Genomic DNA, 19,271 nt, shown 5'->3' with positions numbered 1-19,271 from the left:
TCCCCGAAATGGGTGATTAATGGGATGTCGCTCAATATTGCCGGAGTTCCGGCCGTGTTGACGTGAACAGTGAGTCCACATGGACCACACGGACCCCATGGACCTGGACCACCGAGTCCTTTCGGCCTGCCGGGCGTACGGCGCCGATCCGCGCGTCGCCGGAGCCGCGCGCGCCCTCTCCCGGGCCGGCGAGCACGGCGCGCTGTGGATCGCGGCGGGGCTCGCCGGAGCCGCCGTGGACGGCGCACGACGCGGCGCCTGGGTGCGCGGCACGGCGCTCACCGCCGGTGCCCACCTCGTCAGCATGGGCGTGAAGAGAGTGGTGCGCCGCCCGCGTCCGACCCACGTCGAACCCCTCGTGCGCACCGCGGGCCGCCACTCCTTCCCGAGCTCCCACGCGACCTCCGCCGCCGCGGCGGCCGTCGCCTTCGGGGCGCTCGGCGCGCACGCGGTCCCGCCGCTCGCCGCCGCGATGTGCCTCTCCCGCCTGGTCGTCGGAGTCCACTACCCCTCGGACGTGGCGGCGGGCGCGGTCCTCGGAGCGCTCACGGCACGCATCGGATCGCGCTGGATGAAGGTCGCGCCGGATGCGGGAGGGCGCTCATGACTGACACCGCGCCCCTCGCCGGCAGCGCGCGCACCCGCGAGACGGCGCTTCTGGAACAGCGCACGCCCCAGCGACGTACCCCACCACCCCGCAAGGGCTCCCGCCTCGGCTCGGTCCTCCGCGGTCTGCTGAGGACCGCGCGCCCCAAGCAGTGGGTCAAGAACGTCCTGGTCGTCGCCGCTCCGGCCGCCGCGGGCCAGCTCTTCACCCGGCACGCGCTCACCCAACTCGCCCTGGTCTTCGCGCTGTTCACCGCCTGCGCCGCCGCCGTCTACCTGATCAACGACGCCCGCGACGCCGAGGCCGACCGCGCCCACACCACCAAACGGCACCGCCCGGTCGCCGCCGGACAGGTCCCCGTACCCCTCGCCCACGCCGTGGGAGGCGCCCTCGCGGCGCTCGCACCGGCGCTCGCGGCCTGGCTGGTCTCCCCGGTCGTCGCGGCGCTCCTGACGGCGTACCTGGGCATGCAACTGGCGTACTGCGTCAGCCTCAAGCACGTCCTGGTCGTCGACCTCGTCGTCGTCACGACCGGCTTCCTGATGCGGGCGATGATCGGCGGGCTCGCCCTCGGGATCCCGCTCTCGCGCTGGTTTCTGATCACGACCGGCTTCGGCGCGTTGTTCATGGTCTCGGCCAAGCGCTACTCGGAGGCCGTGCAGATGGCCGGGAAAGGCGGCGCCACGCGGGCGTTGCTGACCGAGTACACCACCGGCTACCTGAGGTTCGTGTGGCAGCTGGCGGCCGGGGTCGCCGTGCTCGGCTACTGCCTGTGGGCCCTGGAGGAGGGCGGCGTCTCGCACGCGAGCGTGCTGCCCTGGCGCCAGCTGTCCATGGTCGCGTTCATCCTCGCGATCCTGAGGTACGCCGTCTTCGCGGACCGCGGCACCGCGGGCGAGCCCGAGGACGTCGTCCTGCACGACCGGGCACTCGCCCTCATCGCACTGGTGTGGCTGGCGATGTACGCGCTGGCGGTGGCGAACTGGTGACCCACGCGAGCCCGGCGCCGCCCGCGCGCCCCGTCACGCCCCTCACCCGTCCGGCATCCCCGAGCCCGCCCCGCCGCCGCGAACTCCTCGCCTTCGGAGCCGTAGGACTCCTCGCCTACGCCGCCGACCTCGCCCTCTTCACCTGGCTGCGCGGTCCGGCGGGACTCGACCCGATCACCGCCAAGGCGCTCTCCTTCGTGGCCGGCTGCTCGGTCGCGTACACGGGCAACGCGCTCGGCACCTACCGGGGCACCGGACCGGGCGGCCTGCGCCCCTACGCCGTCTTCGTCGCCGTCAACCTCGCCGGCGCCCTCGTCCAGCTCCTGTGCCTCGCCGTCAGCCACTACGGCCTCGGCCTCACCTCGCAGCGCGCGGACACCGTCTCAGGTGCTGTAATCGGCATGGCCTTCGCGACGATCCTGCGGTTCTGGGGTACTCGGACATTGGTTTTCCGAAGTGAGGGCAGAGTCGGATCATGGACTGGCTGAAGAAGCTCCCCGTCGTCGGGCCGCTGATGACGCGCCTGACCGCCACGCACGCGTGGCGGTCCTATGAGCGCCTGGACCGGGTGAAGTGGTCGCGACTGGCCGCCGCGATGACGTTCATCAGCTTCATCGCGCTGTTCCCGCTGCTCACCGTGGCCGCCGCGATCGCCGCCGCCACGCTCAGCACCGAGCAGCAGAACACGCTCCAGGACAAGATCGCCGACCAGGTGCCCGGCATCTCCGACCAGCTCGACATCCACGGCCTGGTGGAGAACGCCGGCACGATCGGCCTCATCGCCGGCGCCGCGCTGCTGTTCACCGGTATCGGCTGGGTGGGGTCGATGCGCGACTGTCTGCGGGCGGTGTGGGAGCTGCCGGACCGGGACGGGAACCCGATCCTGGCCAAGGCCAAGGACGCGGTCATCCTGATCGGCTTCGGCGGCGCGGTCCTCGTCACGATCGCCATCTCGACCGTCGCCTCCGCCCTGGTCGGCTGGATCGGCGAGCAACTCGGCCTCCAGGAGGGCGGCATCGGCCGGGCCCTGCTGCGGATCGCCGCGTTCACCGTCGCCGTACTCGCCGACTTCCTGCTGCTCCTGTACGTCCTCACCCTGTTGCCGGGCGTCGAGCCGAAGCGCCGTCGGCTGCTGGTGGCCGCGCTGACCGGCGCCATCGGCTTCGAGCTGCTGAAGCTGCTGCTGAGCGGCTACATGCAGGGCGTGGCCGCGAAGAACATGTACGGCGCCTTCGGCGTGCCCGTCGCGCTGCTGCTGTGGATCAACTTCACCTCGAAGCTCGTCCTGTTCTGCGCCGCCTGGACGGCGACGCAGAGCAAGGAGGACGAGATCCGTGAGGAGGAGGCCGAGGAGCGCAGCGGGGAGATCCGCAAGGTCAGGGACGAGGACGACGACGTACCAGATCAGGCAGCGGCCAGCGGCGGTTGACCAGGAACGCGGCGGCCGCGAGCAGCACCAGCGCGCCGCCCGTGATCGCGAGCGCGGTCCCGATGCCGCCGGAGTCCTCCTCGGCCGCGGCCTTCTTCGTCACCGGGTCCGACGACGCGTCGCCGGAGCCGCCCGCCTGTCCCGAGGAGGCCGTGGCGCCTGGCTGGGCGCTCGCCTGCGCGCCCCTGGGTGCCACCAGCTCGCCCACCGGCTGCGCCTTGCCGGCCGCCTTGAAGCCCCAGTCGAAGAGCTTGGAGGTCTCCTTGTAGACCTCGTTGTGGTCGTTCTTCGACGGGTTCATGACGGTGACCAGCAGCACCTTGCCGTTGCGCTCGGCGACCCCTGTGAAGGTCGCGCCCGCATTCGTCGTATTACCATTCTTGACGCCCGCGATGCCCTGGTACACCGGGGTGTCGTAGTCGCCGCTCAGCAGCCGGTTGGTGTTCTGGATCTCGAAGGACTTGCGGACCGACTTGCCCTTCTTGCTCTTCTTCGTCTCGCCCGGGAACTGCGCCCGCACGGTCGAGCAGTACTCCCGGAAGTCCTTCTTCTGCAGCCCGGAGCGGGCGACGAGGGTCAGGTCGTACGCGGAGGAGACCTGCCCGGGCGCGTCGTAGCCGTCGGGGCTGACCACGTGCGTGTCGAGGGCCTGGAGCTCCTCGGCGTGCTCGTTCATCTGCTGGACGGTGGTGTCGACGCCGTCGTTCATCGCCGACAGCACGTGCACGGCGTCGTTGCCCGAGCGCAGGAACACGCCGAGCCACAGGTCGCGGACCGTGTAGGTCTCGCCCTCCTTTATCCCGACCAGGCTGGAGCCGGCACCGATGCCCGCCAGGTCGGCGGGGACGACCTTGTGCTTCTCGGTCTTCGGGAACTTCGGCAGCACCGTGTCCGCGAACAGCATCTTCATCGTGCTCGCCGGGGGCAGCCGCCAGTGCGCGTTGTGCGAGGCGAGCACGGCGCCGGACTCGGCGTCGGCGACGATCCAGGAACGGGCGGTGAGGTCCTTGGGGAGCACCGGGGCGCCGGTGCCCAGATCGACCTGCGTGCCCGCCTGTCCGAGGCGTTCGCCGCCCACGGTCGACATCTTCGCCGGGGGAGTGGCCGACGGACTCGTCGAAGGACTCGGGCTCGTCGAGGGACTCGGGGCCGCGAGGGCGACGGGCGCGGTGAGCGCGAGCGACGACAGGGCGGCGGAGGTGACCAGCAGGGTTCGCCTGGCGGTCTTCTTGGCAGCGGGCACGGACGAGAACGTACATGGCGTGCGACGGGAAGTCCCACCGCCCACCCCACCCCGGGAAGGGAACCGGACGGACGGCGGCGATACTGAACGCATGAAGCTCAGCCGCCCGGTCTCCTGGTTCCTGCTCGCCTTCGGGGTGTGGAGCTGGGTCATCTGGGTCACTTTCGTCAAAAACCTTGTCAAGGACAGCAGCGGGCTCGCGTTCGACGACGGGAACCCGACGGCGTACTTCTGGGTGCACCTGACGCTCGCCGTCGTCTCCTTCGTATTGGGGACGGTTGTGGGGGGCATCGGGTTGCGCGGACTGCGCGCATTGCGCCGCGCCTCATAGAAGTCGGCGCAGGAGTCCGCACAGAAGTCGGCACGGAAGTCCTCCAGAAGTCCTCACAAAAGACAGCGGGGTTCACGGCACGGTGGTCATCGTCTTCGCGCTGCTCGCGCTCACGGTCCTGGTGGCGGGCAACTGGTATCTGTGGCGCCGCCTCTTCCGCGACACGACCCGGGGCCCGGGCGTCATGCGCCGCGTGGGCGTGGCCGTCGTCGCGGGCGGCTGGCTGCTGGCGATCGGCGCGCTCGTGGCCGAGCGGTCCGGCGCCCCCTTCTGGCTCCAGCAGACCCTCGCCTGGCCGGGCTTCCTGTGGCTCGCGCTCTCGATCTACCTGCTGCTCGCGGTGGTGGCGGGAGAGGTCGTACGACCGCTGCTGCGCCGCCTGCTGGAGCGCCGGGCGCGCACGACGGCGGACGTACGGGAACCGGTCCCGGCGGGAGCGCTGCCGGCGCCCGCAGAGGAGCCGACGCCCGAGGAGGCACCCTCCGTCGCCTCTTCCGGGACAGCCGACCAGCCCGCCGAACCCCCCGCGACCCCCGACCCCTCCCGCCGCCTCTTCGTCTCCCGAGTCGTCGCCGGCGCCGGTGCCGCGGCGGCCGTCGCGACCGTCGGATACGGGACCTACGGCGTCCTGCGCGGCCCGCGCGTGAAGCGGGTCACCGTGCCGCTGGCCAAGCTCCCGCGCGCGGCGCACGGTTACCGCATCGCCGTGGTCAGCGACATCCACCTGGGCCCGACCCTGGGCCGGGGCTTCGCGCAGCGGGTCGTCGACACGATCAACGGGACCCAGCCGGACATCGTCGCGGTGGTCGGCGACCTGGTCGACGGAAGCGTGAAGGACCTCGGTCCGGCCGCCGCGCCGCTGCGGCAGCTGAACGCGCCCTCCTACTTCGTCACCGGCAACCACGAGTACTTCTCCGGCGCCGAGCAGTGGGTCGAGGAGGTGCGCCGGCTCGGCCTGCTCCCGCTGGAGAACGCGCGCACCGAACTGCCGTGGTTCGACCTGGCCGGCGTCAACGACATCGCGGGCGAGAGCGAGGGCCAGGGCCCCGACTTCACCAAGGCGCTGGGCGACCGGGACACCACGCGCGCGTGCGTGCTGCTCGCCCACCAGCCGGTGCAGATCCACGACGCCGTCGACCACGGCGTCGACCTCCAGCTCTCCGGCCACACCCACGGCGGCCAGCTCTGGCCCGGCAACTTCGTGGCGGCGGCCGCGAATCCGACCGTCGCGGGCCTGGAGCGGTACGGCGACACGCAGCTCTACGTGTCCCGGGGCGCCGGCGCCTGGGGGCCGCCCACGCGCGTGGGCGCGCCCTCGGACATCACGGTGATCGAGCTGGCCTCGACGCGCGCGTAAGAGTCAGCGTCCCCTTCCGGAATGCCGGCTCCCTTTCGAGAGGGCCAACTCCCTTGCCAGGAGCCCCATTTCACCGGTTTTCACATCCTGTGGACGAGCTGTGAAACTCGGCCGAAACGATCCTTCGGTAAGTGTTCTCTCATCTCGACAGATTTCTCTTCCCCTGGCTGAAACGCGTGTGATTAGGTGAGCCGCGCCGCTCGGGGGAGCGGCCTGGGGAGTGAACGGTGGGGTGGGTCCCGGCGGGGCCCGGAGAGGGCAAACCGATGCGCTCGGTTCGCACGCGGATTCTCGCGACGCTACTTGTACTCGCGGCCGCGGGAGTGGGCGGCTGGCAGTTGCTGCCGTCGCAGGAGAAGTCCGGCAGGACGATCACGGTCGGTACGACGGACGCCGTCACGGCGCTCGATCCGGCCGGTGCCTACGACGCGGGTTCCTGGGCGCTGTTCAGCAACGTCTTCCAGTCACTGCTGACCTTCGACCCGGGCGGCGCCGAGCCGGTGCCCGACGCGGCAAAGAGCTGTGTCTTCGTCGGCACCGGACTGACCACGTACCGCTGTGTGCTGCAGGAGGGCCTGACCTTCCCGAGCGGCCGCACGATGACCGCCGAGGACGTCAAGTACTCCTTCGACCGGGTCAAGAAGATCAACTCCGACGTCGGCCCGTCCTCGCTGCTGAGCACCCTCAAGTCGGTGGACGCGAGCGGCCTGACGGTCACCTTCCACCTCTCCTCGCCGGACGCCACCTTCCCGTTCAAGGTCGCCACCGGGGCCGGCTCGATCGTCGACCACACCAAGTACCCGAGGAACAGCCTGCGCACCGACCCCGGCGCCGACGGCACCGGGCCGTACAAGCTCACCTCGTACGCGAAGAACAAGAAGGCCGTCCTCGCCCCCAACTCGCACTACAAGGGCGATGTGCACGACACCGGACGCCCGATCGACCTGCTCTACTACGGCAGCGCGGCCGCCCTGGAGAAGGCCTGGAAGGCGAAGCGGATCGACGTCGCCGCCCGGCAGCTGCCGCCCAAGACGCTGTCCCGGCTCTCGGCGAGCGACCCCGACCAGCGCGTCAACGAGTCCGACACCTCCGAGACCCGCAACCTCTACCTCAACACGCGCGACAGCTCGCCCCTGCATGACGTCCAGGTCCGCAAGGCCATGGCCTGGCTGATCAACCGCGAGGAGCTGGCCGCGACGGTGTACCAGGGCACGGTCGACCCGCTGTACTCGCTGATCCCCACGGGCATCACCGGTCACACCACGTCGTTCTTCGACGCCTACCCCGACCAGGACGAGAAGAAGGCGAAGGAACTGCTCACCGAGGCGGGCGTCACCACCCCCGTCACCTTCACCTACGGCTATGCCGAGGGCCGGGGCGCGGCCCAGGCGGAGGCCGAGGACCTCAAGAAGCAGCTGGAGGCCGGCGGCCTGTTCAAGGTCACGCTCAAGGGCTACGAGTGGACCGACTTCCAGAAGCAGTGGGCGACCGGCAAGCTCGACGCGTACGCCGTCGGCTGGGTCGCCGACTATCCCGACCCGGACACCTTCGGCGGCCCGCTCGTCGGCACCGACAGCACCATGAACACCGGTTACAGCAGCAAGTCCGTCGACCAGCTGATCCAGGCCAGCCAGCAGTATCCCGACCGGGGTGACGCCGCGTCCGACTTCAAGACGCTGCAGGAGGACATCGCGCGCGATGTGCCGGTCATCCCGCTGTGGCAGGGCAAGGAGTACGTCCTCAGCAACGAGGACGTCGGCGGCGGCCAGTACCTCTCGGACGCCACCGGAGTGTTCCGGCTGTGGAGCCTGGACTGGATCTGACGCGGGCCGGACGGTACGACCTTCACCCGAGTGGCGCGCGATGCCCACCCGACACACGAGGATGTGACGGAGGTGTGCGCGGGGTGAGGAGTGGATGTGCTGAGACGCGACTCCTTCCGACTGCCCCGCCACCCGGCCTCCGTCGGCCTCGCCCGGCACCGGGTACGCGACCACCTGGCCGACTGGGGCCACGGCCCTGACGACCCGGCCCTGCACGACGCCGTCCTCCTCGTGTCCGAGCTGGCCACCAACGTCGTACGCCACGGCCCGCTCCTGGAGCGCGAGTTCGAGGTGGCCGTGACCGCGCTGGCCGACGGCTCCTGCCTGATGGAGGTCTCCGACGAGAGCCGGACCGAACCACGCCTGCGCCTGGTGACGGAGTGGGACGAGACCGGCCGCGGCCTGCACCTGGTGGACCATCTCGCGGCGGCCTGGGGCGTGTGGATCAGGGGCCGCCATGGCAAGACGGTATGGGCACTGGTGCTGACCGGGGAGGGGGCCGAGGGGTGACCGGGGGCCGAGGGCTGACCCGCACCGACGTGCGAGCGGGACCGGGAGCGAATCGGGCCGAAGTCCGAGCGGGGGCCAGGCCTGAGCCGCGTTGAAGGCCGGACCGTGCCAATGTGCGAGCCCGGCCGGTGCCGTCGGCGCGCGCCGTAGTCCTGGCCGACCCCGGGGCGAACTTCCGTCCATCTCAAGGGAGTTGCCTGGGCTCAAGGGAGCTGCCCGGCCGAACCCCGTCGCCCGAGCCCCGGCAGGACTACGCCTCCGCCGCCACCCGCGTCGGCAGCGTCACCGTCACCGTCAGGCCCTCGCCCGGGGCCGTGCGTACCGTCACCTCGCCGCCGTGGGCCTGGACGACGCCCTGCACGATGGCCAGGCCCAGGCCGCTGCCCGCGCCGCCGCCGGCCCGGAAGAAGCGGTCGAAGACCCGTGCCGCGTCCTCCTCGCACAGCCCGGGACCCTTGTCCTCGACACAGAGTCGTACGACCCCGTCCGCCCGCTCCAGACCGAGCCGCACCGGCACGTCCGCGGGTGTGTGCGTGCGGACGTTGCCCGTCAGGTTGCCGAGCACCTTGCGCAGGCCCGACTCGTCGGCCCGCACCAGGAGCGCACCCTCGGCGCCGACCGATATCGGCCGCTCCGGCTGCTGCACCCGCAGATCCTCGGCCGCGTCCCGCACCAGGCGGCTCAGGTCGACGTTGCGCAGGATCAGTTGAGGCTCCTGGTCCAGGCGGGCCAGCGTGAGCAGTTCGTCGACCAGGCGGCCCATGCGGTCCGTTTCGGCCAGCACCCGGTCCCAGGCCCGCCGGCGCTCCACGGGGTCGCTCAGCATGCCCTTGTCGTACAGCTGGAGGTAACCCCGGATCGCGGACAGCGGGGTGCGCAGCTCGTGCGAGGCGTCGCCCACGAAGCGGCGCAGCTGGGCCGCGCTGCGCTCGCGCGTGCGGTACGCCGACTCGACCTGGTGGAGCATCGAGTTGAGGGCGAGGCGCAACTGCTCGACCTCCTGCGTCGGATGGTGACTTGAGGGCACCCGCCGGGTCAGGTCGCCCTCGGCGATCGCCGACGACGTCTCCACCATGTCCTCCAGCGGCCGCATCCGGCGGCTGACGCTCATCATGGTCAGCCAGGCCAGCAGGGCGAGGAGCAGACCGCCGACCGCGAAGTCGAGCCGCAGGGCCTTGCCCATGCCCATGTGCAGGGCCTCGGTGGAGGCCGCCATCAGGATGTACGTGCCGTCGGACAGCCGGACGGCGGTGACCCGGTACGAGGCGCCGTTCACCTGCACGTCGTGCGGGCCGCTGTCCCGGGCCAGCGCCGGGGCGTCGTCGGCCGCGCGGGCGAGGCCCACCTGCGCCTCGGTGAGCTGAACGCCGAGGATGCCGACGGCCTTGCCCCGGTCGTCGACGGCGGTGTAGATCGAGTCCGGCGCCGAGCGGTCCTTGTCCGTGTCGTCGGGGACGAGCCTCTCCTTGACGAACCCCAGGGCGCCCAGGGAGTCGACCTTCCGCAGCGTGAGCTGCGAATTGCTCAGCGAGTCGCGCATCTTGATCAGCTCGGCGTCGACCTGGTCGAGCAGGTAGTACCGCATCCCCATGAGGCTGACGGCGGTGGTCGCCACGATCCCGAGGGCCAGCAGCGCCACATTGGCCAGGGTCAGCTTGGCGCGCAGCGAGTGAAGGCCCCGGTTGCAGAACGAGTTGCGCAGCGTGAGGCGGACCGGACGGAGGAACGGATTAAGGATCTTCATGCAAGCCCGTATCCGACACCGCGCCGCGTGGTGATCACCGGCGCTCCGAGGGTGTCCAGCTTGCGCCGCAGATAGCTGATGTAGGTCTCGACGACGGTCGACTCGGGCGGGGTGTGCTCGTACTGCCATACGTGTCGCAGCAGTTGCTCCTTCGACACGATCCGGCCGCCGTTGCGCACGAGGAAACGCAGCAGGGCGTACTCGGTGGGGGTCAGCTCGACCGTGCGGCCCGCGCGGTGGACGCTGTACGTCGTCTCGTCCAGCTCCAGGTCACCGTAGGTCAGCGGCGGTCGCTGGGGCAGCACGTCGGCCCGGCGGGTGCGGCGCAGGACGGCGGTGATCCGGGCGACGACCTCGTCGATGTTGAACGGCTTGGTGATGTAGTCGTCGCCGAAGCCGAGGGCGCCGACGATCTCGGCGGGCGCGTCCCGCGCGGTGAGGAAGACCAGGGCCAACTCGGGCCGCCTCGCGCGCAGTTCACGCCCAAGAGCCCGCCCGTCGCCGTCCGGCAGCATGACGTCGAGCAGCGCCGCGTCGGGGCGGGTGCGCTCGACGAGCGCGAGCGCCTCGCGGACGGTGCCCGCGATCATCACCTCGAACCGGTGGTAGCGCAGGGCGATGGCGAGGACGTCCGCGATGCTCGGCTCGTCCTCCACCACCAGCACGGTGCCTGGAGCCGTCGTCATGCCCCCAGTATCGGCCGGGCCACTGACAACGGGACCGGATCGGTCTTTGGAGTTCCTTGAGAGTCATGGGCGCGCCGTGTGCACGCACGCGTGGCGCCGCCAATCCTGTTGCCCAGGACCTGGGGGACCAACCGACCGACCGACTAAGGAGTGTTGACAGTGGCGGCATTGGCACGGTGGTGCTATCGGCACCGGCTGGTGGTCCTGTTGCTGTGGGTGGGGGCACTGTTCGGCCTGGGCTTCTCGGCCTCGTCCGCGGGCACGAACTACGCGAACGTGTTCTCCCTCCCCGACACGGATTCCAAGAGTGCGTACGACCTGATGGAGAAGGCCTTCCCGAACACCTCCGGGGACACCGACACGGTGGTGTGGAAGGTCGACCAGGGCTCGGCGAAGGACCCCGCGGTCCAGTCCCGTATCCAGCCCGCCCTCGACCGCATCGCGAAGATGCCGGGCGTCGGCGCGGTCACCAGCCCGTACGCCGGCGCGCAGGGCGCGGCCCAGGTCAGCGGCGACGGAAAGATCGCGTACGCCCAGCTGACCTTCGCCAAGCCCGCCAACGAGGTGCCCAAGGAGCTGGTCCAGGACGTCCTGGACACCGCGCAGGGCGCCGAACGCGGCGGCCTTGAGGTCGAGTTGGGCGGCCAGGCCATCCAGCGCGTCCAGGAGCCGCCGCAGGGCCTGTCGGAGATGGTCGGCATCATCGCCGCGGCCGCCGTACTGTTCCTGGCCTTCGGGTCGTTCTTCGCGATGCTGCTGCCGATCGCGATCGCCATCTTCGGCGTCGGCATGGGCCTGTTCTCCACCCAGCTCCTCAGCCACACCACCGACATCCCCGACATCGCCCCGCTGCTCGCCTCCCTGATCGGCCTCGGTGTCGGCATCGACTACGCGCTGTTCATCGTGACGCGGCACCGGCGCGGCATCCAGAAGGGCCTGGACCCGGAGGAGGCGGCGGTCACCGCGCTCAACACCTCCGGCCGGGCGGTGCTGTTCGCGGGCGGCACGGTCTGCATCGCGCTCGCCGGCATGCTCGTGACGCGGCTGCGCTTCCTGGACGGCGTGGTCGTCGGCACCTCCCTGACGGTGGTGCTGAGCGTGCTGGCCGCGACGACCCTGCTGCCGGCCCTGCTGGGCCTGCTCGGACCGCGCGTGCTCAGCCGCCGCCAGCGCCGCCGGCTTGCCGCCGAGGGCCCCGAGACCGAGTCGACGAGCAACCTCTCGGCCCGCTGGTCGATGAACGTGCAGAAGCGTCCCCGCCGCATCGCCGTGCTCGCCCTGGCCGTCATGGCCGTGCTCGCGCTGCCCGTGCTGTCGCTGCGTCTGGGCGCCACCGACCAGGGCAACGACGACTCCTCGTCGACCACCAGGAAGGCGTACGACCTGCTCGCCGAGGGCTTCGGGCCCGGCTTCAACGGGCCGCTCCAGGTGGTCACGGACGCCGGCGACACCACCGCCCTGGTCAAGGGCATCCAGGGCACCGACGGGGTCGCCAAGGTGGTCCCGCTGCCGCCCGCGCAGGGCGTGACGGTGATCCAGGTCGTGCCGACCACGTCACCGCAGTCCAAGGAGACCGACGACCTGATCGACACCCTGCGCGACGACGTCATCCGGCAGGCCGACGTCACCGCGCACGTCGGCGGTGTGACGGCGGTGTCGAAGGACTTCGCGACCGTGACCGGCGAACGGCTGCCGCTGTTCATCGCGACCATCATCGGCCTGGGCTTCCTGCTCCTGCTGGTCGCCTTCCGGTCCCTGGTGGTCCCGTTGACGGCCGCCCTGATGAACCTGATCGCGGCGGCGGCCTCCTTCGGCGTCCTGGTGGCGATCTTCCAGTGGGGCTGGGGTCTGGAACTGCTCGGCCTCGGCAAGGAGGGCCCGATCAACGCCTTCCTGCCGGTCATCATGCTGTCGCTGCTCTTCGGCCTCTCCATGGACTACCAGGTGTTCCTGGTCAGCCGGATGCACGAGGAGTGGGTGCACACCAGGGACAACGCGCGCGCGGTGCGCGTGGGCCTCGCCGAGACCAGCCGGGTCATCAACTCCGCCGCCCTCATCATGGTCTGCGTCTTCATGGCCTTCGTCCTGAGCGGCGACTCGGGCGCGGCGATGGCGGGTGTGGGCCTGGCCGCCGCGGTGGCGCTCGACGCCTTCATCCTGCGTACGGCGCTGGTGCCGGCCGCGATGCACCTGCTCGGCAACTCCAACTGGTGGCTGCCGGAGTGGCTGGAGAAGCGGCTGCCGCACCTCGCGGTCGAGCCCAAGGAGGACGGCGAGACGGGCGAGGGCAACGCGCCCGCGGCCGACGGTCCCGCCTCCGCGGTGCACGGCTTCGTCCGCAGTCCGGACGGCGACGCGGTGGAGGGTGCGGCGGTCACGGTCCTGTCCAAGGGCGGACGCCAGCTGGACCGGGTCACGACCCTGGCCGACGGCTCGTACATCGTGTCGGTGCCGGGCCCCGGCGCCTACCTGCTCGCGGTCACGTCCGCGGCGCACGGCTCCCGGGCCAGGCACGTGATGGTGGCGGACGGGCCTCTCGTGTACGACGTCGAGCTGGCGGAGGACGAGGTGGACGCCGTCAACTGAGCGTTCAGGGGCGCCCGTCGACCTCCGGCCCTTCGTCGGGCGGGTCGGCGGGCGCCCCGCGCTTCTTCTTCGCCGGGTCGGGCAGTGCGTGGGTCATCCCCGGCAGGAAGTCCGTGAACAGCTCGTGCACCTCCAGGACGAGGGGCCGCAGCACCCGGAAGCGGGCCAGCGAGACCCCGCGCGCGGTGAGCCGGGCCCCGCGCTCGGCGAGCCGGTAGCTCCGCTCACGCCCGGGCGTCCGGTCGAACACCCAGTACAGCACGAGCCCCATCTGGGAGAGCCACATCAACTCCGGGAGCACGTCCCGCAGTTCGGGCGCCACTTTGGTCTTCGCACCGGCCAGCACTTCCCTGTGGACGCTGATGGCGTCCACGCGCGCGTGCTCGCTCTCCGGCGAGAACGGGCTGAGCGGGCTGTCCGGGTCGGCGGCGTTCTTGAAGAACTGCACCGCGAACTCGTGGTAGGGCCTGGCGATGTCCAGCCACACCCGCAGCACACCCGCGAGCCGCGCCTCCAGATCGGTCTCCCGGTCCAGCACCTCGCGGACCGCGAGCCGGTGTTCCTCGGCGATCCGGTCGTAGAAGCCCTGGATCAGGTGCTCCTTGCCGGCGAAGTAGTAGTACGCGTTGCCGACCGAGACCCCCGCCTCCTGGGCGATGGCCCGCATGGTGGTCTTGTCGTACCCGCGCTCCTGGAACAGCCGCATGGCCGTCTCCAGGATCAGCGCGCGGGTCTGCTCGGACTTGCTGGGGGTGACGCCCTCATCGGGGCCGTCGTTGTTCGCGGGCACGGAAGCAGAGCCTAACGAGTGGCGCAGGCACCGCTGTCGCAGCCCGGTGCGGTGTACGTCCACCCCTGGCGCGGGTCGTACGCCCATCCGTCACCCGGCCGGTACGCCCGGCCGCCCCACTGCCCGGCGTTCGGCCGCCCGGCGCCCCACTGCGCCCCGCGCCACTTGGCGGCGGCGAGCACGGCGCCCCTGGCGAGCCGGGCGCCGGCCGGCGTGCTCAACCGGTGGGCCAGCGGCCGGTGTTCCCGCAGCGCCCACAGGGTGACGATCCAGGCGGCGGCGCCCAGGTAGACCTGCCCCAGGTCGCCGACGACGGTGATCTCGTCGAGGGTGGCGCGATGGTCGAGCCCGGGAAAGCGCCGCCGGGCGTCCTCCGAGGCGGCGGGTACGAACTCCAGCGGCACGAGCTGCGACTGCCGTACGAGCCAGTCGCGCAGGAAGGCGCACAGGGAGCAGTCGGCGTCGTACAGGACGGTGAGCCCGCGGACCGGGACGCGCGGGGCGTCCCGGTCGCGGGGTGCCGTGGCCGGGGCCACCCCCGTCACGCCCCGGCCGTCGGCGGGACCCAGCCCTGCGGTCCGACCGGCGGCACCTGCTCGTGCTCCAGCACCCCGCGCCGCCGGATCCTGTTGAGCACGAACACGTTGGCCAGGTGCATCACTCCGAGCACCAGCAGCACCACGCCCACCTTGGTGGACAGCGCCTCGAAGATCCCCCGGGTGTCCTCGATGGTCCCGTCCCCGCTGAGGTAGAGCGCGACGAACCCGAGGTTGACGAGATAGAACCCGACCACCAGGAGGTGATTGACGGCCTCCGCGAGCTTCTCGTTCCCGCGCAGCACATCCGCGAGGAAGATCCGCCCGTTGCGACTGAGCGTTCGCGCCACCCACACAGTGAGCCCGATGCTGACGACCAGGTAGATGACGTAGGCGACGACCGTGCGGTCCATGCGCCTCCCCCTTCTTGAACGCGTTCAAAACGCTGACAGGAAGACTCTAGCCCTCCTTTTGAACACGTTCAACAGCCATCACCGGGACCTGCGTCACACCCGCCGCGCCAACTCCGGCCGCTTCGAGTAGTCCGTGAACCCGATGACGTTGCCCCACGGATCGGCGAACTCGACGGTCCACCCGGTGGCCACGGAGAAGGGTGCGTCGAGCAGGTCGACACCGACGGCACCGAGACGCTGAGCGGCCTTCCGCGCGTCCGGCACCTCCAGCCACACGCGCGGCGAGGGCCACGGTGGGGGTCGGTGCCCGAGCCCCTCCTCCTGCCGCAGCAGCACCCCGGGCGTCTCCTGACCGACCTTCAGGACCGCGATCCCCGCCTCGTCGAGCCGGAACCCGACGGTGAACCCGGCCCGCTCGTAGAACCCGACGGCCTCGGCGAGGTCCCCGACGGGGAGAAGGAGGTTGTCGAAGCCGAGCAGTTCGTACGACTCTTCATCTGACATGCCGTCAGGTTAGAGCGATGATCGGCGCGGGGCCGGGATTGGCGAGCCGCTTCACATGGCGCTCAGCGAGCGGGCGTAGTTGATCTGCCCCATGACCGCGGGGAAGGTGTGCGGTCCGAGGGCCGGGATCATCGTCGAGTGGTGCCGGCCCGCGCTCGTCACGCTGACCTGGATGAAGCCCGTGGTGCGCTTCTCCTTCATCAGGAGGAAGAAGAGACCGAGGAGGCAGAAAATGAAGAAGATGATCGCGAGCACGATGGCGACCGTCGGGATCTTCTCCTCGGTGTGCGACATGTCGGTGGCGTTCCACACCGCCCCACGGAGGGGGAGGGCGCCGGCGGGCGTGATGATCTGGTCGCCCATGACGGTGATGTCCCCGATGGACACCAGCGGGGCACCGCCCATGGGCGCCGGGGCCCCCGGCTGCGGTGGATAGCCGTACCCCGGGCCGGGCCCCGGATATCCGTAGCCGGGCGGCGGCGTGGTCGGAGGCTGACCGGGACCCCACTGAGGGGTCCCGCCCTGGTACGGATTCGGCTCACTCATGCTGTTGTCCCCCGTTGTTCCATCCGTGTCGCGTCAGGCTATTGGGTCGGTCCGCCGTCCTGCCAGCGGAAGGGCCGTTCCCCCCGACTCCGGGAGGAACGGCCCTGAGGTGCTGTCGATGCTCGGTCAGAACCGCCGAGTGATCAGCGCCCTCTTCACTTCCTGGATCGCCTTCGTGACCTCGATGCCTCGGGGGCAGGCGTCCGTGCAGTTGAAGGTGGTGCGGCAACGCCATACGCCGTCGCGGTCGTTGAGGATCTCCAGGCGTTGTTCGCCCGCCTCGTCGCGCGAGTCGAAGATGAAGCGGTGGGCGTTGACGATGGCGGCCGGGCCGAAGTACTGGCCGTCGTTCCAGAAGACCGGGCAGGAGCTCGTGCAGGCCGCGCACAGGATGCACTTCGTGGTGTCGTCGAAGCGTTCGCGGTCCTCGGCCGACTGCAGGCGCTCGCGCGTGGGCTCGTTCGTGTCCTTGGTGATCAGGAACGGCATCACGTCCCGGTACGCCTGGAAGAACGGGTCCATGTCGACGACCAGGTCCTTCAGGACCGTCAGACCCTTGATCGGCTCGACCGTGATCGGCTTCTCGGGGTTGAGGTCCTTGATCAGGGTCTTGCAGGCGAGACGGTTCTTGCCGTTGATCCGCATCGCGTCCGAACCGCAGATGCCGTGCGCGCATGAGCGGCGGAAGGTCAGCGTGCCGTCGATGTCCCACTTGATCTTGTGGAGGCCGTCGAGGACGCGCTCCTTGGGGTCGATCTCCAGCTGGAAGTCTTCCCACGTCGCTTCCGCCGAGACCTCGGAGTTGAAGCGGCGGATGCGGAAGGTGACCGTGATGTAGGGGGAGTCGGCGAAGCCGGGCTCGGGCTGGCCGGCCGCTTCCGCCTTGTCCAGAACAGGGGTAGCCATCAGTACTTACGCTCCATCGGCTGGTAGCGGGTCTGGACGACCGGCTTGTAGTCGAGACGGATGGACTCGGTGCCGTCGTCGCCGACCTCGCGGTACGCCATGGTGTGGCGCATGAAGTTGACGTCGTCGCGGTTGGGGTAGTCCTCGCGGTAGTGACCGCCGCGGGACTCCTTGCGGGCGAGGGCGGAGACCGCCATGACCTCGGCGAGGTCGAGCAGGTTGCCGAGCTCGATCGCCTCCAGCAGGTCCGTGTTGAAGCGGCGGCCCTTGTCCTGGATCGACACGTTCCGGTAGCGCTCGCGCAGCTCCGCGATCTTCTCGACCGCCGTCTTGATCGTCTGCTCGGTGCGGAAGACCATGACGTTCGCGTCCATGCACTCCTGCAGCTCGCGCCGCAGGACCGCCACGCGCTCGGTGCCGGTGGACGCACGCAGGTGCTCGACCTGGTCGATCACCTGCTGCGCCGGGTTCTCCGGCAGTTCGACGTAGGACGCCTTCTGGCTGTACTCCGCCGCCGCGATGCCCGCCCTGCGCCCGAACACGTTGATGTCCAGGAGGCTGTTCGTGCCCAGGCGGTTGGCGCCGTGGACCGACACGCACGCGACCTCGCCGGCCGCGTACAGGCCCGGGACCACCGTCGTGTTGTCGGACAGCACCTCACCCTCGACGTTCGTCGGGATGCCGCCCATCGCGTAGTGCGCGGTGGGCTGGATCGGGATCGGGTCCGTGTACGGCTCGATGCCCAGGTACGTCCGCGCGAACTCCGTGATGTCGGGCAGCTTCGCGTCCAGCTGCTCCGGCGGCAGGTGCGTGAGGTCGAGGTACACGTGGTCACCCTCGGGGCCACAGCCGCGGCCCTCCCGGATCTCCGTGTAGATCGAGCGCGAGACCACGTCCCGGCTTGCCAGGTCCTTCATCACCGGCGCGTACTTCTCCATGAAGCGCTCGCCGTCCTTGTTGCGGAGGATGCCGCCCTCACCGCGGGCGCCCTCCGTCAGGAGGATGCCCATGCGCCAGATGCCGGTCGGGTGGAACTGGAAGAACTCCATGTCCTCCAGCGGCAGCCCGCGACGATAGACCGCGGCCTGGCCGTCACCGGTCAGCGTGTGCGCGTTCGACGTCACCTTGAAGAACTTGCCGGTGCCGCCGGACGCGTAGATGACCGCCTTCGCCTGGAAGACGTGGATCTCGCCGGTGGCCAGCTCGTACGCGACCACGCCGGCCGAGCGCTTGACGCCGTCGACCTCGGTGATCAGCTGGTCGAGGACGTAGAACTCGTTGAAGAACTCCACGCCCTCCTTGACGCAGTTCTGGTAAAGCGTCTGGAGGATCATGTGGCCGGTGCGGTCGGCCGCGTAGCAGGACCGGCGGACCGGCGCCTCGCCGTGGTTGCGGCTGTGACCGCCGAAGCGGCGCTGGTCGATCGTGCCCTCGGGCGTCCGGTTGAACGGCAGACCCATCTTCTCCAGGTCGAGGACCGAGTCGATGGCCTCCTTCGCCAGGATCTCGGCGGCGTCCTGGTCGACCAGGTAGTCACCGCCCTTGACCGTGTCGAAGGTGTGCCACTCCCAGTTGTCCTCCTCCACGTTGGCCAGCGCGGCGGCCATACCGCCCTGCGCGGCGCCCGTGTGGGAGCGGGTGGGGTAGAGCTTCGTCAGGACCGCGGTGCGGCTGCGCTTCGTCGACTCGATGGCGGCGCGCATACCGGCGCCACCCGCGCCCACGATGACGGTGTCGTACTTGTGGATCTTCATCAGGAATTCCTCAGTCCCTCAGCCCGGCGGCCTAGCGGATGTTCGGGTCGAAGGTGAAGATCACCAGCGTGCCCAGCAGGATGGTGAACACCGTGGCGGTGTAGAGCAGGCCCTTGAGCCACAGCCGGGTGTTCGCGCGCTCCGCGTAGTCGTTGATGACCGTGCGCAGGCCGTTGGCCCCGTGCAGCATCGCCAGCCACAGCATCAGCAGATCCCAGACCTGCCAGAACGGCGAGGCCCAGCGGCCGGCCACGAAGGCGAAGCCGATCTTGGAGACGCCGCCGTCGAGGACCAGCTGGATCAGCAGGTGGCCCAGGACCAGGACGACCAGCACCACGCCGGACAGGCGCATGAAGAGCCAGCCGTACATCTCGAAGTTGCCCCGGGTGGACTTGGGGGTCTTCTTGGTGCGCTGGCGCGGGGCCTCGATGAGAGGCGCGGGGTTGTCGACGTTGAAGAGGGACTCGCCCTCGATGGGGCCGACACCGGAGGCGGTGGATTCAGTGGTGGCCATCGG

Annotated in this window: 20 protein-coding genes; 9 read left to right on the top strand and 11 right to left on the bottom strand. The window is 70.3% G+C overall.

The window, feature by feature from the left end; translation table 11 throughout:
- Positions 1–79: 79 nt before the first annotated feature.
- The 4 genes from ACIQI8_RS21755 to ACIQI8_RS21740 are packed head-to-tail and all read left to right on the top strand — an operon-like array spanning position 80 to position 3,025.
- The gene (locus ACIQI8_RS21755) at positions 80–607 is read left to right on the top strand and encodes a phosphatase PAP2 family protein (RefSeq protein ID WP_402352932.1); all 528 of its coding nucleotides are present in this window, start codon (positions 80–82) and stop codon (positions 605–607) included.
- Positions 604–1,596: a decaprenyl-phosphate phosphoribosyltransferase gene (locus ACIQI8_RS21750; RefSeq protein WP_402352929.1), complete on the top strand. Its 993-nt coding sequence runs from the start codon at positions 604–606 to the stop codon at positions 1,594–1,596. Before ACIQI8_RS21755 ends, ACIQI8_RS21750 begins: the two co-directional genes overlap by 4 nt.
- Entirely contained in the window at positions 1,593–2,084 is a 492-nt protein-coding gene (locus ACIQI8_RS21745) for a GtrA family protein (protein ID WP_402352926.1), read from the top strand. Before ACIQI8_RS21750 ends, ACIQI8_RS21745 begins: the two co-directional genes overlap by 4 nt.
- Complete coding sequence (locus tag ACIQI8_RS21740; protein ID WP_402352923.1) at positions 2,072–3,025, top strand: YihY/virulence factor BrkB family protein; 954 nt, start codon at positions 2,072–2,074, stop codon at positions 3,023–3,025. The genes ACIQI8_RS21745 and ACIQI8_RS21740 overlap by 13 nt, the downstream gene beginning before the upstream one ends.
- On the opposite strand, the gene ACIQI8_RS21735 is transcribed toward ACIQI8_RS21740, so the two are convergent.
- Positions 2,973–4,268, bottom strand: a complete 1,296-nt coding sequence (locus tag ACIQI8_RS21735; protein WP_402352920.1) for a D-alanyl-D-alanine carboxypeptidase family protein — start codon at positions 4,266–4,268, stop codon at positions 2,973–2,975. The two genes, ACIQI8_RS21740 and ACIQI8_RS21735, sit on opposite strands and share 53 nt — an antisense overlap.
- Positions 4,269–4,359: 91 nt before the next feature.
- Here ACIQI8_RS21735 and ACIQI8_RS21730 point away from each other — a divergent pair, with 91 nt between their 5' ends.
- From ACIQI8_RS21730 to ACIQI8_RS21715, 4 genes are all read left to right on the top strand, one after another.
- Entirely contained in the window at positions 4,360–4,599 is a 240-nt protein-coding gene (locus tag ACIQI8_RS21730; RefSeq protein WP_402352918.1) for an SCO4848 family membrane protein, read from the top strand.
- Positions 4,600–4,681: 82 nt separating this feature from the next.
- Positions 4,682–5,956, top strand: a complete 1,275-nt coding sequence (locus ACIQI8_RS21725; protein WP_402352915.1) for a metallophosphoesterase — start codon at positions 4,682–4,684, stop codon at positions 5,954–5,956.
- Between the two features lie 266 nt (positions 5,957–6,222).
- A complete protein-coding gene (locus tag ACIQI8_RS21720; RefSeq protein ID WP_402352913.1) occupies positions 6,223–7,779 on the top strand; it encodes an ABC transporter substrate-binding protein in 1,557 nt (518 codons plus the stop codon).
- Between the two features lie 96 nt (positions 7,780–7,875).
- Entirely contained in the window at positions 7,876–8,289 is a 414-nt protein-coding gene (locus ACIQI8_RS21715; RefSeq protein ID WP_402352910.1) for an ATP-binding protein, read from the top strand.
- A gap of 250 nt (positions 8,290–8,539) precedes the next feature.
- Here the strand turns inward: ACIQI8_RS21715 and ACIQI8_RS21710 are convergent, their stop codons facing one another.
- Both ACIQI8_RS21710 and ACIQI8_RS21705 read right to left on the bottom strand, forming a co-directional pair.
- Positions 8,540–10,033 (bottom strand): sensor histidine kinase, encoded by a 1,494-nt coding sequence (locus ACIQI8_RS21710; protein ID WP_402352907.1) that lies wholly within the window; start codon positions 10,031–10,033, stop codon positions 8,540–8,542.
- Positions 10,030–10,719 (bottom strand): response regulator transcription factor, encoded by a 690-nt coding sequence (locus tag ACIQI8_RS21705; protein ID WP_402352905.1) that lies wholly within the window; start codon positions 10,717–10,719, stop codon positions 10,030–10,032. Before ACIQI8_RS21705 ends, ACIQI8_RS21710 begins: the two co-directional genes overlap by 4 nt.
- Positions 10,720–10,887: 168 nt before the next feature.
- On the opposite strand from ACIQI8_RS21705, the gene ACIQI8_RS21700 reads away from it, so the two are divergent.
- Positions 10,888–13,305, top strand: a complete 2,418-nt coding sequence (locus ACIQI8_RS21700; RefSeq protein ID WP_402354091.1) for an MMPL family transporter — start codon at positions 10,888–10,890, stop codon at positions 13,303–13,305.
- A 4-nt stretch (positions 13,306–13,309) separates the two neighbouring features.
- On the opposite strand, the gene ACIQI8_RS21695 is transcribed toward ACIQI8_RS21700, so the two are convergent.
- The 8 genes from ACIQI8_RS21695 to ACIQI8_RS21660 all read right to left on the bottom strand — a co-directional run bounded on the left by ACIQI8_RS21695 (position 13,310) and on the right by ACIQI8_RS21660 (position 19,268).
- Positions 13,310–14,095 carry a TetR/AcrR family transcriptional regulator gene (locus tag ACIQI8_RS21695; protein ID WP_402352902.1) on the bottom strand — a complete coding sequence of 262 codons (786 nt, stop codon included), beginning with the start codon at positions 14,093–14,095 and terminating at the stop codon, positions 13,310–13,312.
- An 11-nt stretch (positions 14,096–14,106) separates the two neighbouring features.
- The gene (locus tag ACIQI8_RS21690; protein WP_402352899.1) at positions 14,107–14,640 is read right to left on the bottom strand and encodes a thiol-disulfide oxidoreductase DCC family protein; all 534 of its coding nucleotides are present in this window, start codon (positions 14,638–14,640) and stop codon (positions 14,107–14,109) included.
- Complete coding sequence (locus tag ACIQI8_RS21685; protein WP_402352896.1) at positions 14,637–15,044, bottom strand: hypothetical protein; 408 nt, start codon at positions 15,042–15,044, stop codon at positions 14,637–14,639. The genes ACIQI8_RS21690 and ACIQI8_RS21685 overlap by 4 nt, the downstream gene beginning before the upstream one ends.
- Before the next feature lie 93 nt (positions 15,045–15,137).
- Complete coding sequence (locus ACIQI8_RS21680; RefSeq protein ID WP_402352893.1) at positions 15,138–15,548, bottom strand: VOC family protein; 411 nt, start codon at positions 15,546–15,548, stop codon at positions 15,138–15,140.
- A gap of 51 nt (positions 15,549–15,599) precedes the next feature.
- Positions 15,600–16,094: a hypothetical protein gene (locus tag ACIQI8_RS21675; protein ID WP_402352891.1), complete on the bottom strand. Its 495-nt coding sequence runs from the start codon at positions 16,092–16,094 to the stop codon at positions 15,600–15,602.
- Positions 16,095–16,220: 126 nt separating this feature from the next.
- Positions 16,221–17,000 carry a succinate dehydrogenase iron-sulfur subunit gene (locus tag ACIQI8_RS21670; protein WP_359603142.1) on the bottom strand — a complete coding sequence of 260 codons (780 nt, stop codon included), beginning with the start codon at positions 16,998–17,000 and terminating at the stop codon, positions 16,221–16,223.
- Positions 17,000–18,754: a succinate dehydrogenase flavoprotein subunit gene (sdhA, locus tag ACIQI8_RS21665; protein ID WP_402352888.1), complete on the bottom strand. Its 1,755-nt coding sequence runs from the start codon at positions 18,752–18,754 to the stop codon at positions 17,000–17,002. The genes ACIQI8_RS21670 and sdhA overlap by 1 nt, the downstream gene beginning before the upstream one ends.
- Positions 18,755–18,785: 31 nt before the next feature.
- Positions 18,786–19,268, bottom strand: coding sequence for a succinate dehydrogenase hydrophobic membrane anchor subunit (locus ACIQI8_RS21660; RefSeq protein ID WP_402352885.1), 483 nt, complete (start codon positions 19,266–19,268; stop codon positions 18,786–18,788).
- Positions 19,269–19,271 lie beyond the last annotated feature (3 nt).

Source organism: Streptomyces sp. NPDC092369 (assembly GCF_044755245.1).
In the GTDB taxonomy this organism is placed as follows: Bacteria; Actinomycetota; Actinomycetes; order Streptomycetales; family Streptomycetaceae; genus Streptomyces.
Note: the sequence above shows the minus strand (reverse complement) of the source record. Positions and strands in the feature narration are given on the sequence as shown.

Bases quoted from the DNA above. Each gene is read 5' to 3' on its own strand.
- ACIQI8_RS21680 (WP_402352893.1), bottom strand. From the start codon at position 15,548: ATGTCAGATGAAGAGTCGTACGAACTGCTCGGCTTCGACAACCTCCTT.
- ACIQI8_RS21730 (WP_402352918.1), top strand. From the start codon at position 4,360: ATGAAGCTCAGCCGCCCGGTCTCCTGGTTCCTGCTCGCCTTCGGGGTG.
- ACIQI8_RS21720 (WP_402352913.1), top strand. From the start codon at position 6,223: ATGCGCTCGGTTCGCACGCGGATTCTCGCGACGCTACTTGTACTCGCG.
- ACIQI8_RS21660 (WP_402352885.1), bottom strand. From the start codon at position 19,268: ATGGCCACCACTGAATCCACCGCCTCCGGTGTCGGCCCCATCGAGGGC.
- ACIQI8_RS21670 (WP_359603142.1), bottom strand. From the start codon at position 17,000: ATGGCTACCCCTGTTCTGGACAAGGCGGAAGCGGCCGGCCAGCCCGAG.
- ACIQI8_RS21750 (WP_402352929.1), top strand. From the start codon at position 604: ATGACTGACACCGCGCCCCTCGCCGGCAGCGCGCGCACCCGCGAGACG.
- ACIQI8_RS21705 (WP_402352905.1), bottom strand. From the start codon at position 10,719: ATGACGACGGCTCCAGGCACCGTGCTGGTGGTGGAGGACGAGCCGAGC.
- ACIQI8_RS21755 (WP_402352932.1), top strand. From the start codon at position 80: ATGGACCACACGGACCCCATGGACCTGGACCACCGAGTCCTTTCGGCC.
- ACIQI8_RS21740 (WP_402352923.1), top strand. From the start codon at position 2,072: ATGGACTGGCTGAAGAAGCTCCCCGTCGTCGGGCCGCTGATGACGCGC.
- ACIQI8_RS21685 (WP_402352896.1), bottom strand. From the start codon at position 15,044: ATGGACCGCACGGTCGTCGCCTACGTCATCTACCTGGTCGTCAGCATC.
- ACIQI8_RS21710 (WP_402352907.1), bottom strand. From the start codon at position 10,033: ATGAAGATCCTTAATCCGTTCCTCCGTCCGGTCCGCCTCACGCTGCGC.
- ACIQI8_RS21675 (WP_402352891.1), bottom strand. From the start codon at position 16,094: ATGAGTGAGCCGAATCCGTACCAGGGCGGGACCCCTCAGTGGGGTCCC.
- sdhA (WP_402352888.1), bottom strand. From the start codon at position 18,754: ATGAAGATCCACAAGTACGACACCGTCATCGTGGGCGCGGGTGGCGCC.